Below are 12,803 nucleotides of genomic sequence, written 5' to 3' on the forward strand. Positions count from 1 at the left end.
GATTCAGTATCCCAGCCACGTCCGACACCCAGGAGCACGGCCGCTGCCATGTGGATTTCGGACGCCAAGGGGGCCGAAGGCCATTACTCCAGATGTGCTTATCCACAAACATAGCCCTCCCTCAATTGCCGAGATCCGGCTGCACCGTAAGATAAAGCCCGTGACTAGCGAACAGACAACGGCTTTTGACCTTTCGGCATCCTTCAAGGCGTACGACGTCCGGGGCATCGTAGGCGAGTCCATCACCGCCGAAATCGTCGAAGCCGTGGGGGCCGCTTTCGTGGACGTCCTCAAACTCGAAGGCCAGACCATCCTGGTGGGCGGCGACATGCGCCCGTCCTCCCCGGACTTCAGCAAGGCTTTCGCCAACGGCGCGGCCACCCGTGGCGCCAACGTTGAGCTGCTGGACCTGATCTCCACAGATGAGCTCTACTTTGCCTGCGGTTACCTGAACCGTGCCGGCGCCACCTTCACCGCAAGCCACAACCCCGCCGGCTACAACGGCATCAAGATGTCCAAGGCCGGCGCGGTGCCTATCTCCTCCGAGTCCGGGCTCAAGGACATCCAGGCGCTGGCCGAGCAGTACCTCAATGCAGGGTCCATGCCCGCTGCCGAAAAACGCGGGCAGATCGGCGTCCGGGACGTGCTCAAGGACTACTCCGAGTACCTCCGCAAACTGGTGGACCTTTCCGGCTCGCGGCCGCTGAAGGTCGTCGTGGACGCAGGCAACGGCATGGCCGGCCTCACCACCCCCGCCGTGCTGGGCGACACCTTGCTCCCCAAGCTTCCCCTTGACATCGTTCCCCTGTTCTTCGAGCTGGACGGATCCTTCCCCAACCACCCCGCCAACCCGCTGGAGCCGGAAAACCTCCGCGACCTGCAGGCGGCAGTGGTGGAGCACGGCGCAGACATCGGCCTCGCCTTCGACGGCGACGCCGACCGCTGCTTCGTGGTGGACGAAAAGGGCAACCCTGTGTCGCCGTCGGCCATCACCGGAATGGTGGCGCGCCGCGAGATCGCCCGCGCGAAGGCACAGGGCGAAGCGACACCCACGATCATCCACAACCTGCTCACCTCACGCGCCGTAGCAGAGCTCGTAGAGCACGACGGCGGCCGCGCCGTCCGCACCCGCGTGGGCCATTCCTTCATCAAGGCCGTCATGGCAGAGGAAGGCGCGGTCTTCGGCGGCGAACACTCGGCCCACTTCTACTTCCGCGACTTCTGGAACGCTGACACGGGCATGCTGGCGGCCATGCACGTCCTGGCAGCCCTGGGCGAACAGGACGGCCCCCTGTCCGAACTGGGCCGGGAATACGAGCCCTACGTCAGCTCCGGTGAAATCAACTCCGAAGTGGAGGACAAGCCCGCTGCCGTAGAGCGCGTCCGCGCAGATTTCGCCGGCGAGGACGTCACCATCGACAACCTGGACGGCAGCACGTTCACGGCCAACGACGGCAGCTACTGGTTCAACCTGCGGCCGTCCAACACCGAGCCCTTCCTCCGGCTCAACGCGGAAGCCACGGACCAGGCCACCATGGAACGCATCCGCGACCGGGTCCTGGCGATTGTCCGGGCGTAGGGCAGCATGACGGAAAGCACGGGGCCCGCAACCCAGGAACAGAGTTCCGGCCACCAGGACTCCTGGCGGGACTCAGTACCCGAGGGCACGGCCACGGACCTGGAGAACCTCCTGGGGACGGGCGTCAGCGCCGCCCAGGAACAACTCCAGCGCAACGGCGGCTTCCTCCCCTTCGCGCTGACCGTACAGAACGACGGCGAGGTGCGGCTGGTGGCGGTCTCCCCGGCAGATGCCGGCGAAGGTTCGGACGGGGATTTCGACGCCGAGGCCATGATCGGCGACCTCACCGCCCTGCTGCAGCAGAACCGCGAAGACTTCCGGGCTGCCGCCATCGTGTGCGACATCCTGCTGGTTGAGGAGGACTCCGACGCCATCCACGTGGCAGCTGAGCACCGCGACGGATCTGTTTTCGCAGCCGTGTTGCCCTACGCGGCCAACGCCGGGACGCAGACGTGGGAATTCGGCGAACTGGCCGCCGACGCCAGCGAGCCAGCCATCTGGGTGGACTAGACCGGCGACACCCCCATGAAGATTAGCGCCTTCGCCGACGTGAGCCTCCGGGCCTTGATGGTGCTTGCGGCGGCTCCAAGTGGCGCGTTGCTGACAACACAAAACATTGCCGACTCGGTGGGTACCCCCTACAACCACGTCAGCAAAGCGATGACGAAGCTCCGCAGCCTGGGACTGATCGAGGTGGTCCGCGGCCGGACAGGCGGCTCCCGGCTCAGCCACGCCGGCCGCGTTGCCACCGTCGGGCAGGTCCTGCGCCAGCTCGACACCCGGACCGACGCAGCGGAATGCGTTGCCCCCGGCGGCAACTGCCCGCTGATCAACGAATGCAGGCTCCGCGCCGCGCTGGCACGGGCCCGCGAAGCCTTTTACCGGGAACTCGATTCCGTGGTGATAGCGGACCTCCCGGGTTCCCGCCAGATGGCCCCGGTGTTTGACATGATCGGACTGCGCCCGGGGCTCTGAAACCCGCTGCATCTGCGCGAGCTGCCCTGCGGCACCCCTTCCGAAGACTCTGTTACCACCCGATTTGCGTCAAATTTCTACAAGCTGTAGAACTTGGGTAAGAAAACTTGCATTTCTAATACAGGTATTCGCGAAGGCCGGACGAAGGCCCCGGTCACTACCCTCAGGAGTTCCCATGCTCTCGGAAAAATCCCGCCCCGTCATTGAAGCAACCCTGCCCCTGGTGGGTTCACGGATCGGCGCCATCACGCCCAAGTTCTACGCCCGCCTCTTCGCCGCCCACCCCGAACTCCTGGACGGCCTCTTCAGCCGCTCCAACCAGCGCTCCGGCAACCAGCAGCAGGCGCTGGCGGGCAGCATCGCCGCCTTCGCCACCCACCTTGTGAACAACCCGGGCACCCTTCCCGAGACCGTCCTGTCCCGCATCGCCCACCGGCACGCCTCCCTGGGAATCACTGAGCCGCAGTACCAGGTGGTCTACGAGCACCTGTTCGCTGCCATCGCCGATGACCTGGCCGAGGTCATCACACCGGAGATCGCCGAGGCCTGGACCGAGGTGTACTGGCTGATGGCCGACGCCCTGATCAAGCTCGAGAAGGGCCTCTACGCCGCGCAGTCCAATGACAGGATGTGGATGCCGTGGCGGGTGGCAGCCAAGGCCCCCGCCGGTGCGGGCTCCATGACCTTCACCCTCGAGCCGGCGGATGACACGCCCGTCACCGACGCGCTGGCCGGGCAGTACATCAGCGTCAAGGTAACCCTGCCGGACGGCCTCCGCCAGGTCCGCCAGTACTCCCTGTCCGGCGAGGCCGGCGCCAGCCGCAGCTTCACCACCAAGCTCGACGACGGCGGCGAGGTCTCCCCCGTGCTCCACAACAGCGTTCAGGTGGGCGACGTCCTGGAGATCTCCAACCCCTACGGTGAGATCACCCTCAAGGACGGCCACGGCCCGGTGGTCCTGGCGTCCGCAGGGATTGGCTGCACCCCTACCGCATCCATCCTTCGTTCACTCGCGGAGGCCGGATCCGAGCGGCAGGTGCTGGTGCTCCACGCGGAAAGCACCCTGGACAGCTGGGCACTGCGCAGCCAGATGACGGACGACGTCGAACGCCTCGATGGTGCCGAGCTGCAGCTGTGGCTCGAGCAGCCGGTGGCGGGCGCAAGGGAAGGATTCATGTCCCTGCGTGAGGTGGACCTTCCCGCCGACGCGTCACTGTACCTGTGCGGCCCGCTGCCGTTCATGAAGAACATCCGCAACGAGGCCATCAACGCGGGCATCCCGGCCACGCGGATCCACTACGAGGTCTTTGGCCCGGACATCTGGCTGGCCAGCTGATCCATTGCTCCGTCCTTGTCGTTTTGAAGGTTGAAAACGACAAGTACGTGGGCCCACGCCTGGGCCCACGCTACCGAGGGGCCCCAATCGAGCTTGCGAGACTGGGGAGGTAGCGGGGAGGGTTCCCTGGCCGAGCTTGCGAGGTTAGGGTGCCGGTGGGGAGCACTCGATGGGGAAACGACGGCGGCGCCGCACCTTTTCTCGAAAGGTGCGGCGCCGCCGTCGTACTGCTTGTCCCCCGGGGATCAGCTGTGGTCAGCCATCCGCTCCTTGAGGGCGTCAAGCTCGGAGCGCAGGGCCTCCGGGAGTGAATCGCCGAACTTTGCGTACCATTCCTCGATGGAGGCCAGCTCGGCATCCCATTCCTCGCGGTCGACGCGGACGGCGTCTTCCACGTGGGCGTGGGTGAGGTCCAGGCCGGTGAGGTCCAGCGAGTGTCCCGCCGGCACGAAGCCGATGGGGGTCTCGATGGCGTCAGCCTTGCCCTCGATGCGCTCGATGGCCCACTTCAGGACGCGTGCGTTGTCACCGAAGCCCGGCCAGGCGAAGCCGCCGTCGGCCGTGCGGCGGAACCAGTTCACCAGGAAGATGTGCGGCAGCCGCTCCGGGTTGGCCTTGCCCGAAACGCTGATCCAGTGCTTCAGGTAGTCACCCGCGTCGTAGCCGATGAACGGCAGCATGGCCATGGGGTCGCGCCGGAGCACGCCAACCTGACCTGCAGCGGCAGCCGTGGTCTCCGAGGAGAGCGTGGAACCCATGAAGATGCCGTTGGTCCAGCTGCGGGCCTGGGTTACCAGCGGAACCGTGGTCTTGCGGCGGCCGCCGAAGAGGATGGCGGAGAGCTCCACACCCTCGGGGCTGTAGTATTCCTCGGCCAGCATATCGATCTGCGAGATCGGGGTGCAGAACCGGGAGTTCGGGTGGGCTGCCGGCTTGTCGGAGTCGGGAGTCCAGGAGTTGCCCTGCCAGTCGGTCAGGTGCGCGGGCACCTCGTCCGTCATGCCCTCCCACCACACGCCGCCGTCGTCGGTCAGTGCCACGTTGGTGAAGATGCTGTGGCCCTTGGCGATGGCACGCATGGCGTTCGGGTTGGTGCCCCAGCCGGTGCCGGGGGCCACGCCGAACAGGCCGGCCTCCGGGTTGGTGGCACGCAGTTCGCCTTCCTTGCCGATCCGCATCCAGGTGATGTCGTCACCGAGGGTCTCGACCTCCCAGCCCTTAATGGTGGGATCCAGCAGGGCCAGGTTGGTCTTGCCGCAGGCTGACGGGAAGGCAGCGGAGATGTAGTACTTCTTCTTCTCCGGCGAGGTCAGCTTGAGGATGAGCATGTGCTCGGCCAGCCAGCCTTCGTCGCGGGCCATGACCGAGGCGATGCGCAGGGCGTAGCACTTCTTGCCCAGCAGGGCGTTGCCGCCGTAACCGGAGCCGAAGGACCAGATGGAGCGCTCCTCGGGGAAATGGACAATCCACTTGTCCGGGTTGCACGGCCACGAAACATCCGCCTGGCCGGCTTCGAGCGGCGCACCCAAAGAGTGCAGCGCGGGGACGAAGAACGCGTTGGTCTCGGTCATCTTTTCCAGAACGGCGGTGCCGATGTTGGCCATGATCCGCATGGAGGCCACAACGTAGGCGCTGTCCGTGATCTCCACGCCGTACTTGGGATCCTCGGCGTCCAGGTGGCCCATAACGAACGGGATGACGTACATGGTCCGGCCGCGCATGGACCCGGAGAACAGGCCGCGCAGCTTTTCCTTCATTTCGGCGGGCGCCATCCAGTTGTTGGTGAACCCGGCGTCGCGCTTGTTCTCCGAGCAGATGAAGGTCTGCTCTTCAACGCGGGCCACATCGGCGGGATCGGAGAAGGCCGCAAAAGAGTTGGGGAACAGTTCCGGGTTCAGCCGGGTCAGTGTCCCTGCTGCCACGAGCTCGTCAGTCAGCCGGGTGTTTTCCTCTTCGGACCCGTCCACCCAGTAGATGCGGTCCGGCTGCGTTAGCTCTGCAACCTCTTCGACCCACGCCAGCAGGCCGGCATGTGTGGTGGGTGCTTTCTCAAGCAACGGCTTCTGCGCCAGATCGCCCATTTCGGTTCCCTTTCTTGGGGTACATCGGTGTGAGCTAAATGCTATGGTCCGGACCACTGCCGTTTTTGGGACGTAGGCTGATCTTTTGAGGCCACAAAAATGGAATTCCGCGGGAAATCAAGGAATTTCGATGTCAAAATTTGGATTTAAGTGACGAAGGTCACCTATACCGGTCTAGTTGCGGAGATTACATGCCTCCCGATTTGTCATGGCAGCCACCCCTCGCGTAAAGTAATTCGAGGTTCAGGGAGAGCGGTTCTTCTCCAGGAACACGAGATGCGCCCATAGCTCAGCTGGATAGAGCGTCTGTCTACGGAACAGAAGGTCAGGGGTTCGAATCCCTTTGGGCGCACCAATCAGGTCCGCTCCGGTTCGCCGGGGCGGACCTTTTGCGTTAAGCAGCGCTGCGTACGTCAAGCAGCGCAACTTACGGTGGGCGGCGCGACGTACGTTGGGCAGCGCGACGGGCGGGCAGTCCGGATATCCGCGTTTCTTACACGGCGGACACGGAACACCCCCCGCCCCCGGGCGTAGGCTTTCCCCATGATGCCCGAGCCTGTTGAGCAGGAATTTGACGTTGTTGTTATCGGCGCCGGCGCCGTGGGAGAAAACGTTGCGGACCGCGTGGCGCAAGGCGGCCTCTCGGTGGTGCTGGTGGAAGCGGAACTGGTGGGCGGAGAGTGCTCCTACTGGGCGTGCATGCCGTCCAAGGCGCTGCTTCGGCCCGGGACTGCACTGCATGCGGCCCAGACAACGCCGGGCGCCAAGGAAGCTGTCACGCGGACGCTTGACGCTGCAGCCGTCCTCAAGCGCAGGGACTACTTCACGTCAAACTGGCAGGATGACAGCCAGGTCGCCTGGGTCAAGGATTCCGGGATCGACCTCATCAGGGGCCACGCCTGGCTCACCGCCCCTCAGAGCGTCCAGGTCGCGGGCCTGGACGGAACCTCGCACCGGCTGCGCGCCCGCCACGCAGTGGCGCTGGCCACCGGCTCCATGCCCAATACTCCTCCCGTTGAGGGGCTCGAGGACGTGCAGGTCTGGGGAACGCGGGAGGCTACGTCCGCAAGCGAGGTACCCGAGCGGCTGGCGGTCCTGGGCGGCGGCGTTGCCGGGACCGAGCTTGCCCAGGCATTCGCCCGCCTCGGATCTGCGGTGACGCTCGTTACGCGCAGCAGATTGCTGGGCAAGTACCCGGAGGAGGCCGCCAGCCTTGTGGCCGCGGGCCTCCGCGCGGATGGTGTGGAACTCCACCTTCACACCGAGACCCAAAGCATCAGCACCAACGACGACGGCACGTTCAGCCTGCGGCTGGGCGACGGGACCACCGTCACGGCGGACAAGGTTCTCGTATCCACTGGCCGGCACCCCGCGCTGGAGGGCCTGGGCCTGGAGAGTATCGGCGTCGAACCGGATGACAGCGGCCGGCTGGCCATCAGCACGGACAATTCCGGCCTGGTGCAGGGCGTACCCGGCGACGGGCCCTGGCTGTATGCGGTGGGTGACGCCGCCGGCAAGAACCTTCTGACGCACCAGGGAAAGTACGAGGCACGGGCCACGGGCGACGCCATCGCAGCCCGCGCCAAGGGTGAACTGAACGGCGCACCGGAGGACTGGAGCCGGTACTCCCAGACAGCCAACCAGCACGCGGTACCGAATGTAGTGTTCACCGATCCTGAACTGGCTACTGTGGGCCGCACGGTGGAGGCCGCCCGCCAGGACGGCTTCAACGCCTCCTCAGTGGAGCTTCCCATCCAGGTGGCGGGGTCCTCACTGCATTCGGAGAACTACGAGGGCTGGGCCCAACTGGTTGTTGACGAGGACCGGCAGGTGCTCCTGGGGGCTACGTTCGCCGGGCCGGATGTGTCCGAGCTCCTGCACGCCGCAACCATCGCTGTGGTGGGCGAGGTGCCATTGAACCGCCTATGGCATGCGGTGCCCTCCTACCCGACCATCAGTGAGGTGTGGCTGCGCCTTCTTGAGAAGTACGGTCTCTGAAGGACGGCCCGCTGGGCCTCTATTTGAACTGACCGGTCAGTTTAGTTAGGCTGGGAGCAGATGCATTCCGCGAAAGGCCAATCTTGCTCTCAGCACAACGGCTCTCTGCCCATGGCCGCAGGGATCCCCTCCTGCCGGCAACTTCGCTCCACGTCCGGCGCGGCGAACTCCTGCTGGTGACCGGCGGGCGGCAGGACCACCGGACGGCGCTCGCCCTGCTCCTCAGCGGGAGAATGAAGCCGTCCGAGGGGTTCATCAGCTGGGACGGCAGCGAGCGGCTGAAAGCGCGCCGGCTGGCGAGCGCCCTGGTGGACTCCCCCGGCGTCAACGAGCCCGAACAGCACCTCAGCGTGCGCGACCTGGTTACCGAGGACCTGGCCCTGATCCCGCGCCGCTACCGGGGCGCCCTGGTGAGCGGCCCCTGGCTGAAGGTGAACAGTTTCGAGGACATCGCGGACCTGTGGACGGAACAACTGGACCCTGACAGGCGGATGGAACTCCTGACTGCGCTGGCCTTGGCGAACCCGCACACGGACCTGCTGGTGGTCGACTCCCCTGACCGGCACACCGCCGACGCCGCTAAATGGCTGCCGAGGCTGCAGCGCCTGGCGTCCGACGCCGGACGGCCGCTGGCCGTCGTCGCCACCGTTGCCGCCCTCCCGCCCTCGTGGGACGGACCCGCCGCCGCTATTGGCAACGCGGTCCCCCTTGAATCCCCCACGCGTGAAGCCCCCACTCGGGGGGATGGCGGGGAACAGGATGCCGCCAAAACTACTGAACTCGAAACCGAGGTTGCCACGTGACGGTACTGCGGCTGGCCCGCTCCGAACTTAAGCGCATGACCGCCGGGCTGATGCCCAAACTCACAATCCTTGCGCTGACCATGGTCCCGCTGCTCTACGGGGCGGTGTACCTGTACGCAAACTGGGACCCGTACGGCAACCTGGACAACCTCGATGCAGCCCTGGTGGTGGAGGACGCAGGTGCCACAACCAGCGACGGCACACGCCTTGAAGCCGGGGCAAAGGTGGCCGAGAGCCTGGCGGACGGCAATGTTTTCCACTGGGTCCCGGTGGCTACCACGCAGGAGGCGGACCAGGGGGTCAGCAGCGGGGACTACGCCTTCGCCCTGAAAATACCCCAGGACTTTTCGGCGAACCTGGTATCCCCTGGCAGCTTTGATTCCGCCAGCCAGGCCATGCTCAACGTCACCACCAACGATGCCAACAACTACCTGCTGAGCACCATCGTGGATAAGCTCACCACCGCAGTGCACAGCACGGTGGCCACCGAGGTGGGCGAGGAAACCGCAAACCAGCTGCTGACGGGTTTCGGGACCATCCACTCGCAGATGGTCAAGGCAGCGGACGGCACCAGCCACCTGGCCGACGGCGTTGCTGAGCTACGCGACGGGGCTGCCACCCTCCACGACGGCACCTCAGCCCTGAGCAGCGGAGCCGGGGAGCTGTACGCGGGCCAGGTTAAACTCCGGGATGGAGCGAGCCAGCTGACCGACGGCGCGGGCCAGCTCAGCAGCGGCCTGTCCACGCTTAAGGACAAGACGGCCACGCTGCCCACGGACTCCCGGACGCTCGCTGCGGGGGCTGCACAGGTGGCTGCCGGAAACGCGCAGCTGAACACCAAAGTGCAGGATGTCGCAGCCCAGCTGGATGCCGCTGACCAGGGGCTCCTGGAACGGGTGGTGGGATCGAACAGCAGGCTCGTCGCAGAAGGCGTCCTGACCCAGGAGCAGGCGGACAGGATCGTGGCGGATCTTGACGCCGCGGCCGGTTCGAGTCCGGTGGCAGCCGCCAGGACGAAGATCCAGGCAGATGCGGCACAGATCCAGCAGCTGGCCTCCGGCGCCGAAGCCGTGAGTACCGGCGCTGCCCAGCTTGCTGCGGGCACGCCCGCCCTGAGGGACGCCGTTTCCCAGGCTTCCTCCGGTGCCGACCAGCTCCACACCGGGGCGGCCGCGCTGGCCACCGGCCAGCAGGCGGCCCTCGACGGCGCAGGCCGGCTGGCCGAGGGAGCCCGCAAGGTGGACGACGGTGCGGCCCGGCTGGCGGACGGCACCGTCACGGCGGCGGACGGTTCGCGGACCCTGGCGGATGAGATCGGCAAGGGCGCCGGGCAGGTGCCCAACCCGGATGATGCCCAGAAGAGCAACCTGTCCCGCGTCATGGCCGACCCCGTTGCGGTCAGCAACGTCTCGCAGGCCAAGGCAGAGTCCTACGGTGCCGGGCTGGCGCCGTTCTTCCTCACCCTCGCCTTGTGGATCGGCATCTTCATGCTGGTCCAGGCCATGCGTCCCATTACCCAGCGGGCGTTGGCCTCCAATGCCCCGTCCTGGAAGATCGCCGTTGGCGGCTGGCTGCCGTTCCTGGCGGTTTCGGTGGTGCAGGCAAGCCTCCTCACCCTCGTGGTAAACCTCGCCCTGGGACTCGATCCCGCGCATCCTGTGCTGATGTGGCTGTTCATGCTTGCGGCGGCCATGGCGTTCAGTGCGATCATCCAGGGCGTTGTTGCGCTGCTTGGGTCGCCAGGCAAACTCGTGGTGCTCATTCTGCTGGTCCTGCAACTGGTGTCCTCGGGCGGCACGTTCCCCTGGCAGACCACGCCGCAGCCGCTCCACGCAGTGCATGAAATCCTCCCCATGGGCTACGTGGTGACCGGCATGAGACACCTCATTTATGGTGCTGACCTGTCCATGATCGCCCCCACCGTTTTGGGCCTGGCGGGCTACACCGCCCTGGGCGTGGCCATGTCCACGCTGGCCGTGCGCAGGAACAAGTACTGGACACTGAAGACGCTGAAGCCCGAGATCGCGGTATGAACACCGGATCGCCGGGACCAGTGAAGACCCTTCGACCCGCCAGGACCACCGCCACCCGACAGAAACTCTTCGACGCCTCCATGGAGCTCATCGGCGAGCGGGGCGCAGCGGGGGTCACCGTTGATGAGATCGCAGCTGCCGCGGGCGTCTCCAAGGGGACCGTCTACTACAACTTCGGCAGCAAATCGGAGCTCATTGCGCAGCTGCTCCGCCACGGAGTGGACATCCTGAAGGCACGCCTCCAGGATGCACCGGGCCAGGAGGCCGCGGCCCAGGGGGCAGCCACCGCCGTGTCCGGGGACCCCCTGCTCGCGATGGAGGCAATGATCGGACAGGCCCTGGACTTCATGTCCGAATACCCGTCCTTCGCCCGGCTCTGGGTCAGCGAGAACTGGCGTACGCCCAGTGAGTGGCAGGGCACGTTCGCTGTCCTGCGGGGCGAGCTGCTGGCAGTGATTGGGGAGGCAGTGGAAAGGGTGGCTCAGGCCTACCCCGTGGACAGCACCGTTTCGCGGGGCAGCCTCGAGACCGCAATCTTCGGTGCCTGCTTTGTCGTGGGTCTCGACCGCCAGACGTACCACCCTGAGCGCACCCGTGACCAAAGCGTTGCGGCAATCATGGCCATCATGCGCGGCTACGTGCTGCAGCAACCCGGTCCTCGGGGATGATGGAGCGTATGGGGAAAAGCGGAAAGTTCGCGGTCATTGCGGGCATTGTTGCGGCCGGCCTGCTGGTGCTGACCGGAATGACGCTCGCCGAGCCGGTGTTCGTGGCGTTCCTCGGTGTCCTGGCGCTGGCGTGCCTGGCGTGCATTATCGAAATCCTGAACCGGGGACGCCGCTTTGCCCTGCTGGCTGCGGGCGCCGGAACCAGCTTTACAGTGGCTTTCTCCCTCGCGTTTGTCAGCACGTGGGAGCTGGCCTTTGCCGGCGAGCCCTCGGTCTTCGGCACACCGCTCCCCACCGGCGACCCGGACAACTACTTCTTCGGCGCTGCCGCTGCAGCCCTGGCAACGCTCTGTGTCCTGTTCCTCGGTGCGGCCTGGCCGCGGGGGCACCGGCTGCGCACAGCGGCCAGCAAAAGCAGGCAAGGGCAGGGCAGGCCACGAAGGGGCGCAGCGGGGAACAGACGCACGACGACGGCGGCCCGCCCGGCTGCCAAGGGTCCGGCCCAGCGCAGGCCGGCAGCGCGCGCAGGCGGTGGAGGCACAGGCATCCAGGGCGAAGGGGGCCTCCGCGCACCCGCGCGGGTGCCTTCCGTCCCTGCCAGGCGACCGTCGTCGTCGGCCTCTCCAGCCAGGAATCCGTCGTCGGCAACGGGCGCGAAGCCCGCGCCCCGGCGCTGACCCCAGGCGGCAGGGTCGCCGCTGGAGCTTTAGTTGATGGGCGAGTTAATGCGCGCGGGGGACCTTGAACCTGGTGATGCGCGCGTCCTGCCCGTCCAGCTCCGCCCATGACTTTTCAGTCTCAAGGACTGTGAGGGCGTTGGTGGGGTATCTGGTGGCGGCGTCCATGTAGGCGTCGTGGTCTGAGTCGCGCGAGGCCAGGTGCATGGCAAGGTCCTGCACCCCGGGCAGGTGTGAGATCAGCATCAGCGTGGTGACTGTATCCGGAACATGGTTGATGACCGTCAGCATCCGGAGCGCCGACGCAGCGTACAGCCCGTCCTCAAGCTTGGGCGTGGGCGCCTTGTCCCCCAGCTCTGAGCACACCCACGTGCAGGTCTGCCTGGTCCGCAGGGCACTGGAGCAGAGGATGAAGTCCGGCACGATGTTGTGCTTGAGCAGCCACCGGCCGGCAAGCGGAGCCTCGCGGTGGCCCCGTTCCTCCAGCGGACGCTCGTGGTCAGCCACCCCGCCCGGCCAGTCGGCCTTGGCATGCCGCATGATCACAAGCCGTCGAAGATGGTGCTCACTCATGGCCCCAGCCTAGCGAACATGCCAAGAGCCGCGGAGGCACATGCCCCGGGGGCGGCGGAGGTACATGCCCCGGGGGCGGC

At 66.3% G+C, this 12,803-nt stretch carries 11 protein-coding genes and 1 tRNA gene; 10 read left to right on the plus strand and 2 right to left on the minus strand.

All coding sequences use genetic code 11. The annotated features are described in order from the left end of the window. Positions 1-160 precede the first annotated feature (160 nt). The 4 genes from AC6CHP_RS16890 (at position 161) to AC6CHP_RS16905 (ending at position 3,890) form a co-directional block, all read left to right on the plus strand. Positions 161-1,579 carry a phosphomannomutase/phosphoglucomutase gene (locus tag AC6CHP_RS16890; protein WP_377195611.1) on the plus strand — a complete coding sequence of 473 codons (1,419 nt, stop codon included), beginning with the start codon at positions 161-163 and terminating at the stop codon, positions 1,577-1,579. A 6-nt stretch (positions 1,580-1,585) separates the two neighbouring features. Then, entirely contained in the window at positions 1,586-2,089 is a 504-nt protein-coding gene (locus AC6CHP_RS16895) for a hypothetical protein (RefSeq protein ID WP_498231153.1), read from the plus strand. Positions 2,090-2,104: 15 nt separating this feature from the next. After that, positions 2,105-2,554, plus strand: a complete 450-nt coding sequence (locus tag AC6CHP_RS16900) for an RrF2 family transcriptional regulator (RefSeq protein ID WP_498231154.1) — start codon at positions 2,105-2,107, stop codon at positions 2,552-2,554. A 175-nt stretch (positions 2,555-2,729) separates the two neighbouring features. Further along, positions 2,730-3,890, plus strand: a complete 1,161-nt coding sequence (locus AC6CHP_RS16905; RefSeq protein WP_498231156.1) for a globin domain-containing protein — start codon at positions 2,730-2,732, stop codon at positions 3,888-3,890. A 245-nt stretch (positions 3,891-4,135) separates the two neighbouring features. Here the strand turns inward: AC6CHP_RS16905 and AC6CHP_RS16910 are convergent, their stop codons facing one another. Then, positions 4,136-5,971, minus strand: coding sequence for a phosphoenolpyruvate carboxykinase (GTP) (locus AC6CHP_RS16910; RefSeq protein ID WP_377195608.1), 1,836 nt, complete (start codon positions 5,969-5,971; stop codon positions 4,136-4,138). A gap of 278 nt (positions 5,972-6,249) precedes the next feature. Between AC6CHP_RS16910 and AC6CHP_RS16915 the strand changes: the two genes are divergently transcribed. The 6 genes from AC6CHP_RS16915 (at position 6,250) to AC6CHP_RS16940 (ending at position 12,150) form a co-directional block, all read left to right on the plus strand. After that, a tRNA-Arg gene (locus AC6CHP_RS16915) sits at positions 6,250-6,326 on the plus strand. A gap of 188 nt (positions 6,327-6,514) precedes the next feature. Beyond that, positions 6,515-7,969 (plus strand): dihydrolipoyl dehydrogenase family protein, encoded by a 1,455-nt coding sequence (locus tag AC6CHP_RS16920; RefSeq protein ID WP_498231159.1) that lies wholly within the window; start codon positions 6,515-6,517, stop codon positions 7,967-7,969. Between the two features lie 83 nt (positions 7,970-8,052). Further along, on the plus strand, positions 8,053-8,772 hold the full coding sequence (locus AC6CHP_RS16925) for an ABC transporter ATP-binding protein (RefSeq protein ID WP_498231160.1): 720 nt from the start codon (positions 8,053-8,055) through the stop codon (positions 8,770-8,772). Further along, positions 8,769-10,805: a YhgE/Pip family protein gene (locus tag AC6CHP_RS16930; protein WP_188732390.1), complete on the plus strand. Its 2,037-nt coding sequence runs from the start codon at positions 8,769-8,771 to the stop codon at positions 10,803-10,805. Before AC6CHP_RS16925 ends, AC6CHP_RS16930 begins: the two co-directional genes overlap by 4 nt. Beyond that, a complete protein-coding gene (locus tag AC6CHP_RS16935) occupies positions 10,802-11,473 on the plus strand; it encodes a TetR/AcrR family transcriptional regulator (RefSeq protein WP_188732391.1) in 672 nt (223 codons plus the stop codon). The genes AC6CHP_RS16930 and AC6CHP_RS16935 overlap by 4 nt, the downstream gene beginning before the upstream one ends. 8 nt (positions 11,474-11,481) lie before the next feature. Continuing rightward, complete coding sequence (locus AC6CHP_RS16940) at positions 11,482-12,150, plus strand: hypothetical protein (RefSeq protein ID WP_498231163.1); 669 nt, start codon at positions 11,482-11,484, stop codon at positions 12,148-12,150. Positions 12,151-12,195: 45 nt separating this feature from the next. On the opposite strand, the gene AC6CHP_RS16945 is transcribed toward AC6CHP_RS16940, so the two are convergent. Then, the gene (locus tag AC6CHP_RS16945) at positions 12,196-12,723 is read right to left on the minus strand and encodes a SixA phosphatase family protein (RefSeq protein ID WP_066273784.1); all 528 of its coding nucleotides are present in this window, start codon (positions 12,721-12,723) and stop codon (positions 12,196-12,198) included. Positions 12,724-12,803 lie beyond the last annotated feature (80 nt).

This window comes from Pseudarthrobacter sp. GQ63, from assembly GCF_059758765.1.

Bases quoted from the DNA above. Each gene is read 5' to 3' on its own strand.
- AC6CHP_RS16895 (WP_498231153.1), top strand. From the start codon at position 1,586: ATGACGGAAAGCACGGGGCCCGCAACCCAGGAACAGAGTTCCGGCCAC.
- AC6CHP_RS16900 (WP_498231154.1), top strand. From the start codon at position 2,105: ATGAAGATTAGCGCCTTCGCCGACGTGAGCCTCCGGGCCTTGATGGTG.
- AC6CHP_RS16905 (WP_498231156.1), top strand. From the start codon at position 2,730: ATGCTCTCGGAAAAATCCCGCCCCGTCATTGAAGCAACCCTGCCCCTG.
- AC6CHP_RS16910 (WP_377195608.1), bottom strand. From the start codon at position 5,971: ATGGGCGATCTGGCGCAGAAGCCGTTGCTTGAGAAAGCACCCACCACA.
- AC6CHP_RS16920 (WP_498231159.1), top strand. From the start codon at position 6,515: ATGATGCCCGAGCCTGTTGAGCAGGAATTTGACGTTGTTGTTATCGGC.
- AC6CHP_RS16935 (WP_188732391.1), top strand. From the start codon at position 10,802: ATGAACACCGGATCGCCGGGACCAGTGAAGACCCTTCGACCCGCCAGG.
- AC6CHP_RS16940 (WP_498231163.1), top strand. From the start codon at position 11,482: ATGGGGAAAAGCGGAAAGTTCGCGGTCATTGCGGGCATTGTTGCGGCC.
- AC6CHP_RS16945 (WP_066273784.1), bottom strand. From the start codon at position 12,723: ATGAGTGAGCACCATCTTCGACGGCTTGTGATCATGCGGCATGCCAAG.